This window comes from Lactonifactor longoviformis, from assembly GCF_042848515.1.
GTDB classification, from domain to species: domain Bacteria; phylum Bacillota; class Clostridia; order Lachnospirales; family Lachnospiraceae; genus Lactonifactor; species Lactonifactor longoviformis.
Map to the genome: position 1 here is coordinate 4,206,378 of NZ_AP031453.1, position 17,594 is coordinate 4,223,971.

The 17,594-nt window shown below is 49.7% G+C and carries 16 protein-coding genes; all 16 read right to left on the reverse strand.

The window, feature by feature from the left end; all coding sequences use genetic code 11:
• The 16 genes from ACGHCT_RS19190 to urtC all read right to left on the reverse strand — a co-directional run bounded on the left by ACGHCT_RS19190 (position 1) and on the right by urtC (position 17,572).
• Positions 1-1,260: an ABC transporter substrate-binding protein gene (locus ACGHCT_RS19190; RefSeq protein WP_390437244.1), complete on the reverse strand. Its 1,260-nt coding sequence runs from the start codon at positions 1,258-1,260 to the stop codon at positions 1-3.
• Positions 1,257-2,858 carry a response regulator gene (locus ACGHCT_RS19195; RefSeq protein ID WP_072851728.1) on the reverse strand — a complete coding sequence of 534 codons (1,602 nt, stop codon included), beginning with the start codon at positions 2,856-2,858 and terminating at the stop codon, positions 1,257-1,259. Before ACGHCT_RS19195 ends, ACGHCT_RS19190 begins: the two co-directional genes overlap by 4 nt.
• Positions 2,839-4,638, reverse strand: coding sequence for a sensor histidine kinase (locus ACGHCT_RS19200; protein WP_390437245.1), 1,800 nt, complete (start codon positions 4,636-4,638; stop codon positions 2,839-2,841). Before ACGHCT_RS19200 ends, ACGHCT_RS19195 begins: the two co-directional genes overlap by 20 nt.
• Before the next feature lie 277 nt (positions 4,639-4,915).
• Positions 4,916-5,689: an ABC transporter ATP-binding protein gene (locus ACGHCT_RS19205; protein WP_390437246.1), complete on the reverse strand. Its 774-nt coding sequence runs from the start codon at positions 5,687-5,689 to the stop codon at positions 4,916-4,918.
• Between the two features lies 1 nt (position 5,690).
• Positions 5,691-6,461: an ABC transporter permease gene (locus ACGHCT_RS19210; protein ID WP_390437247.1), complete on the reverse strand. Its 771-nt coding sequence runs from the start codon at positions 6,459-6,461 to the stop codon at positions 5,691-5,693.
• Positions 6,458-7,420: an ABC transporter substrate-binding protein gene (locus ACGHCT_RS19215; RefSeq protein WP_072851723.1), complete on the reverse strand. Its 963-nt coding sequence runs from the start codon at positions 7,418-7,420 to the stop codon at positions 6,458-6,460. Before ACGHCT_RS19215 ends, ACGHCT_RS19210 begins: the two co-directional genes overlap by 4 nt.
• Positions 7,421-7,432: 12 nt before the next feature.
• On the reverse strand, positions 7,433-9,424 hold the full coding sequence (cooS, locus tag ACGHCT_RS19220) for an anaerobic carbon-monoxide dehydrogenase catalytic subunit (protein WP_390437248.1): 1,992 nt from the start codon (positions 9,422-9,424) through the stop codon (positions 7,433-7,435).
• A gap of 355 nt (positions 9,425-9,779) precedes the next feature.
• Positions 9,780-10,598 (reverse strand): urease accessory protein UreD, encoded by an 819-nt coding sequence (locus tag ACGHCT_RS19225; protein ID WP_390437249.1) that lies wholly within the window; start codon positions 10,596-10,598, stop codon positions 9,780-9,782.
• 4 nt (positions 10,599-10,602) lie between these two features.
• Positions 10,603-11,214, reverse strand: coding sequence for an urease accessory protein UreG (ureG, locus tag ACGHCT_RS19230; RefSeq protein ID WP_072851717.1), 612 nt, complete (start codon positions 11,212-11,214; stop codon positions 10,603-10,605).
• A gap of 39 nt (positions 11,215-11,253) precedes the next feature.
• Positions 11,254-12,033 carry an urease accessory protein UreF gene (locus ACGHCT_RS19235; protein WP_341443418.1) on the reverse strand — a complete coding sequence of 260 codons (780 nt, stop codon included), beginning with the start codon at positions 12,031-12,033 and terminating at the stop codon, positions 11,254-11,256.
• Positions 11,990-12,472 (reverse strand): urease accessory protein UreE, encoded by a 483-nt coding sequence (locus ACGHCT_RS19240; protein WP_390437250.1) that lies wholly within the window; start codon positions 12,470-12,472, stop codon positions 11,990-11,992. Before ACGHCT_RS19240 ends, ACGHCT_RS19235 begins: the two co-directional genes overlap by 44 nt.
• 37 nt (positions 12,473-12,509) lie before the next feature.
• Positions 12,510-14,228, reverse strand: a complete 1,719-nt coding sequence (gene ureC / locus ACGHCT_RS19245) for an urease subunit alpha (RefSeq protein WP_390437251.1) — start codon at positions 14,226-14,228, stop codon at positions 12,510-12,512.
• On the reverse strand, positions 14,225-14,941 hold the full coding sequence (ureA, locus tag ACGHCT_RS19250; protein WP_390437252.1) for an urease subunit gamma: 717 nt from the start codon (positions 14,939-14,941) through the stop codon (positions 14,225-14,227). Before ureA ends, ureC begins: the two co-directional genes overlap by 4 nt.
• 15 nt (positions 14,942-14,956) lie before the next feature.
• A complete protein-coding gene (gene urtE / locus ACGHCT_RS19255) occupies positions 14,957-15,643 on the reverse strand; it encodes an urea ABC transporter ATP-binding subunit UrtE (protein WP_390437253.1) in 687 nt (228 codons plus the stop codon).
• Positions 15,644-15,657: 14 nt separating this feature from the next.
• Positions 15,658-16,440 (reverse strand): urea ABC transporter ATP-binding protein UrtD, encoded by a 783-nt coding sequence (gene urtD / locus ACGHCT_RS19260; RefSeq protein WP_390437254.1) that lies wholly within the window; start codon positions 16,438-16,440, stop codon positions 15,658-15,660.
• A 25-nt stretch (positions 16,441-16,465) separates the two neighbouring features.
• Positions 16,466-17,572 (reverse strand): urea ABC transporter permease subunit UrtC, encoded by a 1,107-nt coding sequence (gene urtC / locus ACGHCT_RS19265; protein WP_072851707.1) that lies wholly within the window; start codon positions 17,570-17,572, stop codon positions 16,466-16,468.
• Positions 17,573-17,594: the final 22 nt, after the last annotated feature.

The following is a 17,594-nucleotide window of genomic DNA, read 5'->3' on the forward strand; positions in this document are numbered from 1 at the left end:
CTATTCTTCATAAGCACTGGCGGCCCTGTTTGCATCCGAAAATTCAAGCACCTCCTCAAGTGTCTTTTCCTTCTTCAGCCATGCCAGCTGTTCCTGCGCCACACGGTTCTGGAAACTCCATATCAGCTGTGCATTTCCAGTGGAAACGTCAATCACTCTTCCCTGTTCTTCATATGTATCAATATCGTCTTGTATCTTACTCTTATAAGCAGACTCCATTCCCTCGACAGCGGAATCGGCCTGTGTAAATTCCAGGATTTCACTGGTAAGCTGTCTGTCACTCAGCAGTGAATAAAAGATCTCATCAATCAGGCTGTCATGCTCTGTATCTGCACTCTTCATGAAAGTAAGGTTGGTTTCCCTGATCAGATCCGCATCCCCCTTCTTATTGGGAAAGGGGAAGATACCAAACCGGATGGTCTTTCCATATTGATTGGCAAACTGCATGGACCATGAGCCTGTCAGATACATAGCGGCCTCTCCCTGCGTGAATCTGCTGTCGCTCTCAAACTGATCCAACAATAGTGCGTCTTCCCATGACGCATCCAGAATCATCCGGTTGTTTTCCATGCAGCGCATGATATCCTCATTCCTGGTATAATCCACTTCCCCTCTCCTAAACCGCTCCCCCCACTGCGGGTCATACTTAAAAATCTCATTCATCATATATTGCATCGTCATATTCGCCACTTTCCAGCTCTCCTGAAAATGTACTGCAAACGGCACAATGCCCTCCGCTTTGAGCTTCTCTACAGCCGCCTCCATATCCTCCGTTGTCCGGGGAACCTCGATAGAGAGCTGCTCGAAAATATCTTTATTATAAATCACGCCCTGGTACCAAAAGTTATATGGCAGGCCATACACCTGATGGTCAAGTGTAACGGAATCCAGTGCACTTTCCTTGATCTTAGCACTGCAGTCTTCAGATATGGTTCCAAGCTGCCCTGTTTTCGCATACGCCTTCACATCCTGTGCCTTTCCGATTATGATATCCGGAATATCCCCCGATGCCAGCCTTCCTCTCATCTGGGATTCAAACCGGTCACCCCAGTCTACACATTCCCATTCCAGCTCCACCTGAGGATATTCCTTTTCCATCCACTCGTTGACCATATCCTCTATTCCCGCATCTGAGGTAGACTGCCCTGCCAGAACCGTCAGTATTATCTTGTCTTCTTTTACGCCGGTGCTCTTATCAGGTGCACATCCTGTCAGCAGCACTATCACAGCCGTCAGTAATAAAAGTTTTTTTCTGTTCAATGTTCATCCTCCAGATGTCTGTTTCTGTACTCCCTAGGGCTTATCCCTTCATTCTTTTTAAACACCCTGCTGAAATAAGTGTAGTCATCATATCCAACCATAAAAGCGATCTCCGTCAGATTGATATCACTTTCAGCCATATACTCCTTTGCCTTACTGATTCTTTTTTTCGTGATATAAAGAATCAGGTTCTCCCCTATTTCCTGGCGGAACATCTTGGAAAAGTAAGAATTTTCCACATTATAAGCTTTCGCTAAAGAGTCCAGCGTCAAATCCTCAAAATAATGGCCGTCAATATATGCGGCTGCCTGCCGGACAATCCCCCGCATGGTATCCGTAGGGGCTTCCTTTCTGTCAGGGACGAGATACTCTATCATATTCTGCACTGCTTCGCATACCGCTTCCCCATCGAGGCTTTCCACTGCCTTATCTGCTGATTCCATTAAGCTGTCAATATCGACTGCTTGTTTATGTCTCTGCTCCTGCATAGCGAAATCTGCAAATACATTCATAACCTGCTTTACTGTCTGGCGCACCTCCAGATATCCCCACGTTTCTTTCTCACACCGTCTCAATCCAATCTCCTCTAAAACAACCTTCGTTAAGGCAGCTGCATTTTGGGATTTCAGAAAATTTTGGATTCTTTTTTCCTGTTCTCCCGTAAACCTGGCATTCCTGCGGTCCTTATTCATCTCATCTTTTTTTTCCGACAATATGATTTCATCCTTTTTGCAGTATGTCCTGGTCATAAGCAGGGCCACCGATTCGACATATGCCATGTGGATGCTGTCCATGGAATAGGAATGCCCGCTGATGCAGAAGGTAAGGCAGGTACCCGGGAACTTTGAAAAGTAGATCCGCAGCCTTTCTGCCAGCTTCACCAGTTCACGGCTCCCCAATTCCGTTATGACTATAAATTCATTAGAACGGTAAATATGGTTAAAAATTATAATTTCGTCAGTATGGATGATCCGGTGGATCTCCTTTTTTATATTATAAGAGAATAAGTTCATATCATAGTCATTGTATTTTATGACAGCGGAAAGATTATGGATTTTTATCAGCATGAGGCTCATCCCTGCCAGCTCAATCCCGCTGTTCATAGACAGGTTTGGCACATAGGGGACCTCCTCCTTCTCAATCAGCTGGCTGAACTCCCTGTCCTGGATCAGGGATGCCGCTTTCAACAGCTTGAGCTTTTCGTTTTCCCGCTCACTTATGATTTCCAGTGCCTTTACAATGGCATTCACCAGGTCAATCTTCGTCACCGGCTTTACCAGATAGTGGATCGCACCGGATAAAAAGGTTCCCCTGACATACTCAAAGTCATCGTACCCGCTCACTACAAAGGCTACAATCTCCGGATACTTTTCTTTCACGATCTCAAGCAGTTCTACCCCGTTGATAAAGGGCATATTGATATCCGTAATCAAGATGTCAGGTTCTTCCTCCTCCAGGCGCTTCAGGACTTCCTCTCCGTCCCGCGCCGGCTCCAGGCATTCCAGGGAATATCTGTCCCATTCAATCATCTGCCGGAGTTTTTCTCTTGTCCAAAACTCATCGTCTGCAATCAATATCTTATACTTTTGCTTTTCCATCTTCTTTTTCCGTCCTTTTATCCCTGGGTATTTCCATGCAAACTTCAGTTCCTTCGCCCATGGTACTTATGATGTGGAGCCCATAAGATTCTCCGTACAGCATCTTCAGCCTGGCATTAATATTATGCAGGCCGATAGAATTGCCTTCTTCTATAAATTGGATATCATTTTTTTGCAGCAGTCTGTTATATGCATCCGCATCCATGCCGACTCCATTGTCTGATATACAGATCACCACGCTGCTGCCCTTTGCCTTTGCCTGAATCCTTACACACTTTTCCCCCCGCTTATTACGCAGGCCGTGATTGAGTGCATTCTCCACCAAAGGCTGCAGGGAAAGTCTTGGTACCCTGCTCTGGAGCACGCTTTCATCAATATCATAAGTATACTGTATATTATCCTGCATCCGCACGCCCATTACATAGCAGTAATTCTTCAGATGCATGATCTCCTTCGACAATGTAGAGAACGGGTCTTTCATATTCAGGCTGTAGCGGAAAATATTGGAAAGGGACTGGCTCAGCCTGCTTACCTCCTGGCAGTTTCTGATCTGTGCAATGCTGCTCATCGTATCCAGTGTGTTATACAGGAAATGCGGATTGATCTGTGCCTGCAGCGCCTTGTATTTTGCCTGGTTTAACAGCTCATTTGCCTGCTTTTCTTTTTCGGAAAGTTCTTCCATCTGATCCAGCATTTCATTAAAATTTTGTCCAAGCATTCCAATCTCATCCTTATTTTTAATCTCTGCACGCAAAGAGGTGTTTCCGCCTTTAATCCTTTCTATCGTAACCATAAGCTCTTCCAGCGGCCTTGTCATGCTCCGCGACAGTATAAATGTCAGAAAAGCGGCAGCAACGACCATAACCACCCCAATCAAGAGGAGGTTCACCGTCAGCGCCCGCTGGTTCTGTTCCAAAAGTTCCCGGGGCATCAGGGAATATGCCGTCAGGTCATACTTATTCTGCTCTACTTGAAAAAGCTCCTGTTTTGCAGACCCGGATGCCATTTGTCCTGTCTGTGTTCCCTGCAGAATCTGAGTGGATATCTCCTGATATTCTATTTCTTCGTCCTTACTCAGGCTGCCGATAGAAGTTACCGGACGGTCATCCATAGGCTGCAGCCAAATATACATGGTATTATCTGTACTGTACTTATCCATAATGGAGCGGATTGCCTTGCTGTCCACATCACATACAATATAGCCAATAGCCTGTTTGTAATTCCGGTTATCAAACAGCTTCAGCACGAACCGCACAATATCTGTCTCCCTATACTGGTTATAATAGCTGGAGATCAGCATACCATTCTCCGTAGAATTTACAAAATTTTTCACCGCTTTGGCATTGCAGTAATCTTCATCTCCATAAATGTCTGCCGGATAATTATGTTTTGGCGTCATGGCCCTGCGGTATGTACTGATTATCTCGTCTTTTGAGGTGTATAGATACATGGATACCACACTGTCCCCTGTTTCAAAACCGGTAGTCGCAATCTCATATGCTTTCCTATAAAACCCTTTTCTCAATTTTTCTATGCTTTCCTGTTCCTTCAGCGCTTCGATCAGTTCTCTTTCACTGTAAACTTCAATCAGGTTGCTTTCCACGTTTTTGATAAAAGTGTAGATTTCATTCTGCATATTCTGCAATGAATTAGCGCTCTCTGCCTTAGCCCTGTCATATATAATACCAGAAGATGTTTCCTGAAATAAAATTGTCTGCAGAATTAACGCTATGAGTGTACAGCCGAGGCACATACACAAAATCTTCAATCTTAATTTCATCTTCTATCCCCCTTCTTATAACCGTTTTCATTATAGCATTTATGTAATGCTAAGAAAATAGAACAATTTATCATATAGACTTGGACTATTTTGACAGTATATCTCTTGACACTGTTGCAATACACAGAGACTCTCCTTCGTAAATAAAAAAACAGGGGCTGTGAAAAAAGCCCCTTTTGTGCCTCAATTTCTGGCAATATGTAATCATCATTTCATAACTGTCTTCCAAAACAACATTTGTAAGGACATGCTGCACGGAAATTTTTTTCCCGGTTCCTCACAAATAATATTCAATCCGTTCCTCCTCTTTCATCCCAAAAGCATCAAACACCTTATCCCGGACCACGAGAAAATCGTCGGATGTCCTGTCCCTGTGCTTTCCAAAAGGGACAGGGATAATGGTCTTGATTTTTCCGGGATTGGGTGTCATGACCACTATCCTGTCTGCAAGCGCCACGGCTTCCTCAATATCATGTGTCACAAAAACAACGGTGATGTTCTCTTCCTCTGCAATCCTGCGGATATCGTCCTGCATCTGCAGCCGGGTGATGGCGTCCAGTGCGGCAAACGGCTCATCCATGAATAAAATCTGCGGTTTTACCGCCAATGCCCTGGCAATGGAGACCCGCTGCTGCATTCCACCGGAAAGCTGGGAGGGCCTGAAATCTTTAAAACGCTCCAGGCCTACCAGCTTCAGGTAATCTTTTGCCGTCTTTGCCGCCTCACGCTTCTTCCACTTTTTCGCCAGCAGGCCCATCATGACATTTTTCTCCACACTCTTCCAGGGCAGGAGGCCATAATGCTGGAAAACGGTCACATACTCCGGGGAAGGCTTCTCTATTTCTTTCCCGTCAATGAGGATACTCCCTCTGTCCACACTTTCAAATCCTGCCAGGGCATTGAGAAGGGTTGTCTTTCCGCAGCCGCTGGGTCCCAGAAGGCAGGTAAACTCCCCTTTTTCCATGGACAGCGATACATGGTCCAGCGCCCGGAATTGTGTTTCCTCCTGCATATACTCCTTTGATACATCCTTCACTTCTATCAGGCTCATATCAGTTCCCGCCTCCTTGTGTAGTCTCAAATCCCCATATCTTTCCTGCCTGCTCCTCCCCATAGCGCATCAGTATATCCAAAACCAGCCCTAAAATACCGATCACCAGGATTGCCGCCATCAGAAGATCTGTTTCCAGACTGTTCCTGGCGTCCGATACCAGGTACCCCAGACCGGACTGCGCCCCGGCCATCTCCCCTGCAACCAGGAATATCCATGCAGTTCCCAATGCCAGATGGAGCCCTGATGCAATCTGGGGAAAGGATGCCGGAAAGATAATCCCAAAGAGGGTTTTTACCTTCCCTACCCCAAAGTTTCCGGCTATCTTCTTATATACGGGATCCAGTTTCCCCACCGCGCTGACCGTGGTGAGCAGAACCGGAAAAAACGCCGCCAGGAAGATAATCACTATAGCCGGCACATCCCCTGTCCCTGCCCACAGGATAATAAAGGGAAGCCAGGCCACCGGAGATATGGGGCGCAGTATCTGGATAACCGGATTCATATAGTTCCATACTCCGGGCAGCCAGCCAAGAGCCAGCCCCAGAAGGACTGCCAGAATGGAAGCAAAGGTATACCCAATAAGAAACCTGTACATACTGGCGCCCACATCCAGCAGAAGCTTTCCTGAAAGCGCCCGGTCCGCCAGTGCATGAAATACTTCCCCCGGGCCTGGGAAGAGGCTCTTAGGGAAGATGCCGGCCCATGCCAGAAGCTGCCAGCCGAGAAGCAATACGGCAAACGGAATCACATGCGTCCTTACTCTTTTCATTTTCTGCCTCCTGTTCCCTGCTCTCCCTGTGTCTTAACAAATGCTTCATAAGAAGGTGGGTTCTGGCTCAGGCCAAAAGCCCTCTCTTTTTCACATAAGGTATCATATGCTTGCCTGCTTACAGACAAGTCCTCAAAGGAAATCCAGGCAAGGGACTGCCGGGCGACTTCCTTTTCCTGGCCCAGATATTTCTCAGCAAGAGTCTCTGCTTCTTCATCCGTCATGCTGTCGCCTGCCTGCAGATACGTCCTTTCAAACCGCTCTGCTTCCTTTTCTTTCCCCTGCACCGACTCCTTATTCCATACAATCCCGCAGCATATGGAATCCTCCCACAGTTCTCTGGATGTGGCAAATACTCTGCCTATCCCGGCGCTTACCGCTTTGGCTCCAAATGGTTCCGCCACACAGTACCCGTCAATCTGTCCGCTCTGCAGCGCGGAGGGCATCTCCGCGGGCGCCATCTCAAGTATCTGCACATCCTCTGTGGACAGTCCGTTTTTCTGCAGCAATTCCTGAAGCAGGATATTGTGGGAAGACTGCTCATTTGGAATGGCAAAGGTTTTTCCGCGAAGCTGGTCTCCCTGGGTAATGTCAGGCCTGGTTATGACCACATTCCCGTCCCGGTGCCCAAGGGCAGCCAGTTCCAGGGGGATTCCCTGTTCCTTTGCCTTCATAGCAAGTTCAATCAGCACGGACGCGCCGTCTGCCCTGCCTGTATTCAGGGCGTCCATCAGTTCCCCCCAGCCGCCGTACCTCACCAGTTCCACTTTCACATCTCCATCGAAAAGTTCCTTTGTCTTAAACAGCGGAAGGGAATGGGTGATTGGAAGATACGCTATTTTCAAAGTCACCTGTTCTTTCCCTGAATCGGCATGTATCTGATCATATTTATAGTATAATGCGCTGCCAAGCAGTAAAACCACTGTCAGAAATGCAGCAAATGCTTTTATTCTCTTCATTCCGTCTCCTTTTTATGAATCCCAGCCCAGCGCTTTTCTTTTCTCTTTCAGGTCATTCACAATACGCTCCGCCAGGGCCATATGGTCAACATCCACAATCATTTCCGAACCCAAAAGTTCCTTTGTTCCATGTTCCAGGAACTTTGACACTTTTTCCGAACCCTGGGTGGGCGCATAGACGCTGTGGTAGGAATTCATGCCCAGAAGCCGGAAAGCCAGCGACGCACAGATGCCTTTTTCGTTGGACCACTCGGGGCTTACGAAAGCGTATGGCAGGTCTTTGATTGCATGGCCGCTTTTCGCCGCCACACCGGAAAACAGTGCGGAAGCCCGTGCATTGTCCAGGCATTCCCCCATCTGCCATACCGGGGGTACATCAGTAAGGAAGTTTCTCAGTCCCTCCCCCGTCTGTTCCAGGGCCTTTACCGAGCAGTATCCCAGCTTCATAAGCGGAAAGGACGCGCATCCGTTGGTCAGAATCAATACATTGTTCTTAAGCAGGACATCCGCCACTTCTGCCACGGCTTTTTCATAAATAATCCTGGGATTGCTGCATCCCACCAGATTTACAATACCGAGGATTCTTCCATCCTTCAGGGCTTCAGCAATCGTCTCCAGCCCGCCGAAATGTTCTGCGGCAAACTCAGCGGAAAACCCAATCTCCGCCTCCACTTCATATTTCGGGATGAACACGGGCACCTCCCGGCGTGCCTGAAAACTCTCTATGCCCCGCGTCACAATCTTCACAGCCAGGCCATGAATCTCCTCCAGATTGGAGTGGTGGTGGTCAAAGGCATAGTGCTCCGCTCCCGGCAGCCGCGCGGAATCGCTGGTGGTAACAACAGTTGTCTTAAAGCATTTCGCCACCTCCATAATAGAAGGGAACACATCCTGTACATCTGCCACCCACAGATCCAGTGCACCTGTTCCCAGCACCAGTTCCGAACCAACTGCATTGGAGAGGGGGATCACTCCTCCATAGCGGTACATGGCGGAAAGCCCGGAACAGCAGATCCCGTAGAACTGAATTCCATTTGCTCCGGCTGCTTTTGCCTTTTCCTGAAATGCTTCTGACTGCCCGGTGCGCACAATCTCGCTGACCAGCAGCGGGGAATGGCCGTGGACCGCTATGTTGACAAACCCTTTTTTCAGTGCTCCCAGGTTCATCTTCGACCTGCTTCTCTTAGGCAGCCCATACAGGCTGTCCATGGCGATGGAACTTCCCAGACAGCTGGTCCAGGCAAATGCCAGGCCTACCCTAAGGAACTGCTGCATGATATTCCTCCAGTCCCCGTCTGTTCCGGTGCTGGTCCTGTGCAGACCCTCAAATACCTCGTGGTATACACTGATTGGCAGGATATCCAACGCCGCCCATACCTCCTGTCTTTCCTTCGGTGCAAAGGACGTCAGTGTAAGGTGAGCACCCGGGACAGTCCGGGACAGATCTTCCAGTAAAATATCCGCCACTTCCGCCGCCAGCCTGTTTATGCTCTTTCCCTCTGTATCTATCCCATAGATATCACATACGGCCCGGATCTTCGCTTCCCCTTCTATGGGCAGGTCTAATGTCCCCTCCCCCGCTTTTTTCAGGGCAAGCATACTCTCCCGTCCCCTTGCCCCGTGGGCTGCTGCGCCTGCCGCTGCCGCCCGGAGCATATTCCTGGCAACGATTACATCTGCGTCCGCCCCGCAGACACCCCGGGGACATTTCTTTGTGATCTTGCAAGGACCCATATAGCAGTTTTTACAGCATACCCCGGCAATCCCAAAGGGGCACTGGGGCTGCTGGCTGTCGAACCGGTCAAATACGGTCTCCACTCCCATCTCCTGCAGATGGAGCAGCATTTCCCTCACAGCCGGATCCGGGGTCTGCTCCAGAACCTGCTGCTTGTCTGGAAATGTCTTCCGGTAGGCGTTCACGGCTTCCGTATAATCATGAAACCCGTCCATCCCGCCGTGGTGATGATGTGCGTGCCTCTCTGCAATAACTGTATGATTCTCCATGTATGTTCCTCCTTTAGTCTATTGGGTTGATAAAGACGATGCCGGATAGTTTTTTTAACTATCAATATGACAGGAAAAAACGGACACCCCTTTCCGGTATCCGCATCACTCGCAAACCTATGTAGGATATAACTCAGATCTTCCCATCAGGATCAGGAACCATATGGATACATGCAAAAAAAGGTTCTGTATCTTTACACATACAGCAGCACATAACACATATATATCTTTTTCCTGTAGTCCTATACTTCTGAATCATGATTTTCCCTCTTCCATTTCCTACTGTTTCTATATGTTTTGTAGTATATATTTATTGGAAGATTTTGTCAACATGTTTTTATGAAAATTTTTTCCCCTATATCGTGCCTAAACCAGTTTTCTCTTTCACAATTGCATATATCCTGTCACATATCTGCTGTAACTTCTGTACCTGACTGCCCAAAATACGCACTGCCACATCCGATTCAGCCGTAAGCGTGACACCGCCGGAAATTTCCTGCTGTTCCTCAATCAGCCTGCGGATTTTTCCGATACATCCGGATGCATCTTCGTGAAAGAACAGGAGATTAGCAAGGTAGGAATACCCTTCAAACATTCCCACATCTTCCATAGCATCCAGGTCTGGATAGAACCGGTTGTTTTCTCTGTATATCAGTTTCCCGTGCCGCCATGCCTCTACCAGAGATAAATAATGCCGGTAGTCAAACCGCTCGCCTCTTGCTGCCCGCCCACAGGATACAATTTCCTGGTAAAACAGGCTGCTGCTTAGATCCTCCAGCCAGATTTCAGTGTGCCCCCGAAAGGCAGACTCTGCAAAAGGGATCACAGGGAGGGGACGGTACAGCAGGACAGCGTTCTTCCCCACCCTCAGGCAGGTTTCCCTGCCGGCACTGCCATTTTTCATTTTGTGGATCTTCTCATGGGACTGAGATACGCATTCCATTGCCGCACAGGATTCCGTTTCCAGATAGATCTTCTGTCTGTCTCCCTCCAGAATGCCTGCAGACGCCATAAGGGGCATAACCCTAATGCCCCCGTCAGGAAGCTTAAACGGGGACATCACTTTAAAAGGCGCAGTAAATGACAGTTCCTTCAGATAGGTTCTTCCGCCGTTTTCTCCGGCTACGACCCGCAGTTTGGACACCTTTCCGTAGGCATTTTTGCTCTCTTCCATGACATCACCCGGCCCCTTCCAGCAGCACACACTGTTTGATCCATTGAACCACCCGGTCCACGCCTTCATCATCCCGTATATTGGTAAATAAAAACGGCTTATCCCCTCTCATTTTCTTAGAGTCCCGTTCCATAATATCCAGTCTTGCCCCCACCATAGGAGCCAGATCGATCTTGTTAATGACAAGGAGATCCGACCGGGTGATACCCGGGCCTCCCTTGCGGGGGATCTTATCTCCTTCCGCCACATCAATGACGAAGATCGTGGCATCGGCAAGCTCGGGACTGAAAGTGGCGGACAAGTTATCCCCTCCACTTTCAATAAAAATGATCTCAACATCAGGAAAGCGTTCTGTAATTTCGTCCACAGCCTCCAGGTTCATGGAGGCGTCCTCCCGTATAGCTGTATGAGGACATCCACCTGTTTCAACGCCGATAATCCTCTCCCTGGGCAGAATACTTTTCCTGCACAAAAACTCCGCGTCTTCTTTTGTATAGATATCATTCGTGATGACGCCGATGCTGTACTCTGCCGCCATCTTTCTGGCCAGAATCTCAATCAACGCGGTTTTGCCGGACCCCACAGGCCCGGCTACTCCTATTTTTACATATGACATAACTCCACTCCCTTTATATCTTCTGCTTTTGACTTTCCTTCATGACATATAAAGCCGTGAATACAGTCCTTCATGCTGCATACACCGTATCTCAAATCCCGGCGCAGCCGCTCCCAATTCCTCCGCTTCCATATTCTCCAGTCTCTCCATCACTTGCCCGAATACCCCATGGCACTCAAATAAAAGCTTTTGTCCGGCGGTTTGGCTTAAAGGGATGGTCTTTACACAGTTTGTCACCATGGCCGAAGCCTGGGAATACAGATAATGCTGCAATGCATCTTGGCAGGTAATCCCTGCGGCGGCACAAAAAACACCGTAAGCCACACAATGCGTCTTCGGACCGGACAGTTTCGTGTAATCCAGAAATACAGGCGTCTCATAATCAACGGAAAGCGCTTTTACCGTCTTGATAAAACGTGACCCCAATTTTTCGCCTGCCTGCCTCACTTCCCTGGCAGAACGGGAACAATGGATAATCTCCTCCAACTCCGCAATATTCTCCAGATTTTCCTTCCCCGCTTCCTCCCACGCCATACGGATGGCAAGCAACTCGTTGGGACACAGGCTGCAAAGGAGCATCTGCCTGATATAGACGGCGGCGGTCTGCTCACTGGTAACGATTCCCTTCTGAATATAGGTCTCCAAACCGTAGGAATGAGAATATCCCCCAATGGGAAAAAGTGCATCATTTATCTGCAGAAGCAGATACGCCTTTGCCTGTTCTGTCATTTCCAGCTCCTTTCCAAAGCCCCTGTAGTCTGATACTGCCTCAAAATCAATGGGTATGGCTGCTGACCGTTGACGAAACTGCCCGGTCAAAATCCAGTTTCCTTACCTCTTTTCTGGCCTGTACTCCGTGCAGCTTCTTCAAGAGCTGTAAGGTTGGCTCATTATACGGGGTGATAAACTGCAGCTCTTCCTCTCCTTTTATAAGGGCAGCATGTTTATTTCCAATCTCATAGCACACCTTGTAAGCCATTTCCCGGTGGGCTTTGTCTACGTCAATAACAATCACTTCACAGGCTGGAATCTGCACGGCAATCACTTCCTGCCCCTCCTGCCACAGGATATCCCCGTCCCGCAGGCCTTTTGTCAGGATCTCTGATCCCAGACGAATGCCTATCTTCCTCCCCTGCCGGGTGGTTTTCTGATGGATGCGCTTGAACGCTTCATGCCATTCGATCTCCACATAGTCCGCTGCCATTGCTTTAAATTTTTCCTCGTTTACACTACCCAAGACAGCCTCACACAAGATCATAGCGTTTTCCTCACTTTCACTGTAATTTTTCCTCTTCCTAAAACAGGGAATACAACTGGGTCAATGGAAGCCTGTCCGCCGGTTTAGAGGTGAGGCGCACTCCATCTGCTTTCACCTCATAAGTCTCCGGATCCACGGTAATCTCCGGGGTCGCATCATTATATACCATGCATTTCTTTGAAATATCCCGGGTGTGATGTACCGGAAGTATCATCTTCTGCAAGCCCAGTTTTTCCCGGATCCCGGCTTTTGCCGCCGCCTCTGACACAAAGGTGGCACAGGTACGGTACTTTGCTTTTCCATGTGCTCCGAACATGTGCTGATACATCACAGGTTCCGTGGTGGGGATAGAAGCATTGGCATCCCCCATCCTGGCAGCAAGGATCATGCCACCCTTTATGATAATCTCCGGCTTTACACCGAAAAATGCCGGGTTCCATATGACAAGGTCTGCCAGCTTGCCTGTCTCTACGGACCCCACATAATCAGAGATGCCGTGGGTGATCGCCGGGTTGATGGTATACTTGGCGATATACCGTTTGATCCGGCAGTTGTCATCCTCTGCTCTGTCCCCTTCTAATGGCCCCCGCTCTTCCTTCATCTTATGCGCGGTCTGCCAGGTCCGGGTGATCACCTCCCCGATCCTGCCCATAGCCTGGGAATCGGAGCTCATCATGCTAAACACTCCCATATCGTGCAGGACATCCTCCGCCGCAATAGTCTCAGGCCGGATTCTGGAGTCTGCAAAGGCAACATCCTCCGGTATATTCTTATCCAGATGATGGCAGACCATCAGCATATCCAGATGTTCATCCAGCGTATTTTCCGTAAATGGCATAGTAGGATTCGTAGAAGAGGGAAGTATGTTGTGTGCTGCTGCTGCCCGGATGATGTCCGGCGCATGGCCGCCTCCGGCTCCTTCCGTGTGGTAAGTGTGGATCGTCCTTCCGGCAATGGCCGCCAGGGTATCCTCCACACAGCCGCCTTCATTCAGTGTATCCGTATGGATGGCTACCTGCACATCATATTCGTCCGCCACGTTCAGACAGTGGTCAATGACCGCAGGAGTAGCTCCCCAGTCCTCATGAATCTTCAGTCCCATAGCTCCGGCCTCCACCTGTTCTGCCAGAGCAGCCCCGTCGGAGCAGTTGCCTTTTCCGAGGAAGCCTAAATTCATGGGGTATTCCTCCGCTGCCTCCAGCATCCGGGCCAGATTCCAGGGGCCGGGGGTACAGGTGGTGGCATTCGTCCCGTCTGCAGGGCCGGTACCGCCTCCGATCATGGTCGTGATCCCGGAGAACAGGGCACAGTCAATCTGCTGGGGGCAGATGAAATGGATATGGGAATCGATGCCTCCGGCAGTCACGATCATCCCCTCCGCCGCAAGGGCCTCCGTGGACGCGCCCACCGTCATTCCTTCTGTCACACCGTCCATGATATCCGGATTTCCTGCTTTTCCGATCCCCGCGATCCTGCCGTCCCGGATTCCGATATCCGCCTTATAGATTCCGGTGTAATCTATGACCACGGCATTGGTAAGCACCAGGTCTAAATCCCCGTCTGCCCTCGTTGTCTTCACGGACTGCCCCATGCCGTCCCGGATGGTCTTTCCGCCTCCGAATTTAATCTCATCCCCATAGGTGGTATAGTCTTTCTCAACACGTGCAAGCAGACAGGTGTCTGCAAGGCGCACCCGGTCGCCCGTTGTGGGGCCATACATCATACTGTACTCCCTGCCGCTGATACGATAGCTCATCCTCTCACCTCCTCATCCTGAAGCATGGATTTTCCGGCCGCCCGCTCCATCGCCTGTTCCAGCCCTTTGGAGTCCGTCCTTCCCTGTGTTAAGTCATTGCAGCCGTAGACAGTCTTCCTGCCGCCGAGCTCAACCAGATTAACGCATTTCTCCTCTCCCGGTTCAAACCGTACCGAGGTTCCGGAAGGGATATCCAGACGGTATCCAAATGCCTCCGGCCGGTCAAACACCAGCAGACGGTTCACCTCGAAAAAGTGAAAATGGGAGCCAACCTGAATTGGTCGGTCCCCCGTATTGGCAACCGGTATCTGTTTCGTCTTCCTCCCCTGATTCAATATAATGTCCTTGTCCTGGGGCATGATTTCTCCCGGCTGCAAAGAATGACACGGAGCACTTTCATACCCCTCTTTGGGCTGTATGGGATCGTGGACTGTCACCAGCTTGGTCCCATCCGGAAAAGTTGCTTCTACCTGGACGGAACCAAGTACCGGACTCACGCCGTCCATCACATCCGCTTCTGTCAGAAGCTGCCGTCCCAGTTCCATCAGCTCCACTACAGACTTTCCGTCCCTTGCCATTTCCAGAAGCCGGGAGCTTATATAAGCCACCGCTTCTGTATAATTAAGTTTCAATCCTCTGTCTTTTCTCTGTGCTGCCAGCTCTCCGGCCATATGCAGCATCAGTTTTTCCTGTTCCTTTGGTGTCAGTTTCATCTCCGGTCCTCCCCCTTAAAGTGACATAGTAGCCTGCAGGCGGTCCTGGTCTAAACGTTCCGGCTCCCCATCCATGATGATTCTGCCGTTCTCCATGACATAACAGTAATCTGCGATATCCAGGACAAATTCCAGATACTGTTCTACGATCAGCACGGCCATCTTTGACTTCAGTTCTGTGATAACCCGCCCGATTTCCTGAATTACAGAAGGCTGTATCCCCTCGGTGGGTTCGTCCAGGATCAGGATCTTAGGTCCGGATACTACCGCGCGGGCAATTGCAAGCTGCTGCTGTTGTCCGCCGGACAGATCCCCGCCTTTGCGGTGCAGAAACTCCTGCAATATGGGAAAGGTTTCAAAAATAAAATCCGGAATTACGCCCTTCCCATTTCCGGCTTCCAGACCCAGGAGGATGTTTTCTTCCACGGTGAGCTGCGGAAATATCTCCCTTCCCTGCGGCACATAGCCGATTCCACGCTTCGCCCGCTCATATACGGGTAGCTTCTGCAGCTCACGCCCGTCTAAACTAATCTTCCCCTGCGGCGTCTTCACCAGTCCCATAACCGCCCTCAGTGTAGTCGTTTTGCCGGCTCCGTTCCGCCCGACTAGAGAAGTAATTCGCCCCTTCGGCGCTTCTAAATCCACATGGCGCAGGACCATCCCCTCTCCGTAGGTTGCGTATAGCCCTTCTAGTTGAAACATTCTCCTGCCTCCTCTCAGCCTCTTCCTAAATAAACGTCAATGACCTGCTGGTTCTGCTGTACCGTCTCCATCGTGCCCTCGTCCAGCACTGTCCCCTCATGGAAGACGGTCACGGTATCCGAGACATCCTTAGCAAACTGCATGTCATGCTCCACCACTATGATGGAACACTCCTTCTTAATATTCTTCAGCATCTCAGCTGTTTTTTCTGTTTCCCTTCGTCCCATGCCCGCAACAGGCTCATCCAGCAGCATGAGCTTTGGTCTTGCCGCCATAAGCATCCCGATCTCCAGCCATTGCTTTTCCCCGTGGGAAAGACTTGACGGGTATTGAAAACGTTTATCCTTGAGTCCGATGAACTCCAGAATATGATTCATGTATTCCCTTTTTTCCTTTGACAGCTTTAAGAATGTGGTAGAATAAATGGAATGTTTTCTGGCAACAGCCAGTTCCATGTTCTCATCAATGGTAATCCCCCCAAAGACACTGGGAGCCTGGAATTTCCTTCCGATTCCCAGATCTGAGATCGCATACTCTTTCATTCTCGTCACATCCCGATCCCCGGCATCCCCGTGAAACACGATCTTCCCGTCTGATACCTTATTCTTGCCGCAGATCGCGTCCAGGATCGTCGTCTTTCCCGCGCCGTTAGGGCCGATAAAGAATCGGATCTCGTTTTTCCCGATGGATGTAGATACGTCTTTGATCGCTTTAAAATCACCAAACTGTATGCTGACATCCTCAATATCCAGAACAGGTGTAACTCCTGTATCCATTCTCTCCATGAGCTGTTCCATCTTAAATCCCTCCATTCTGACTCTTTTATTTGCTCCTTACAGCAGTCTTATCCGGAATCTTCTCTTCTGCGGAGGAGGTCTCCTCCCTGTGCAGCCTTAACTTTGCCCGTATCTTACCCGGGATCTCCTTCAGGGATATCACGCCTCCCGGAAGCCAGAGGATCACCACTACAAACAGGACTCCGATGAAGTAGGACCAAAGCTCCGGAAAATTTTCACTGGCTGTTGTCTTCAGGCTGTTTACCGCCAGAGCCCCCAAAACAGGGCCGATGAGGGTCCCCTTGCCGCCGATAGCTACCCAGATGATCATCTCCACAGAGGGGACTACTCCCACCTCCGCCGGAGATATGATTCCCACCTGCCCTACGTAAAGGGCTCCGGCGATTCCTGCCATAAAAGCCGACAAGGCATAGACAAACACCTTATAGTTTGCTGTATTATATCCGGCAAAACCCGCCCGGTTCTCTCCGTCGCGGATAGCGATCAATACTTTTCCCACCCGTCTGCCCGTCAGGAACCGGCACAGGGCAAAAAGCAGCACCAGTACAAGCAGGGTCACATAAAACATAACGATTTTCGTCACAGGTGCATGGATATCCTGCCCGAATATGGTCTTAAAGTCAGTAAGCCCGTTAGAACCCCCGGTAAATGCCTGGCTTCCGATCAGCAGGGTGCCCATAATCATTGCCATCGCCTGAGAAAGGATGGAGAAATACACGCCGCGGATCTTGTTCGTAAAGGTCAGATATCCGATAATCACCGCCAGAAGTACCGGTACCGCCACTGCCATCGCCACTGCAAATACGGGATTCCCGAAAGGTACCCAAGCCGCAGGCAGGCGGTCAAGCCCGCTCCAGGACATAAAATCCGGCAGGTTTCCCCCGGCCGCCTCTAATTTCAGGTACATGGCCATACAGTAAGCTCCCAGTCCGAAATAAACCCCATGTCCCAGACTCAGGATGCCGGTATAGCCCCAGATCATATCCAGCCCCAGGGCAATGATGGCAAAGCACATATATTTCCCAAAGAGGCTGACACGGAACATGGGCATATAGAAAGGCAGGGCTGCCAGCAGCAGAAAGATGACCGCTGCCAGGATCGTCGTCCCCTTGATTTTTTTCATTGTCTTCATATTCACACTCCTTTTTTACAAA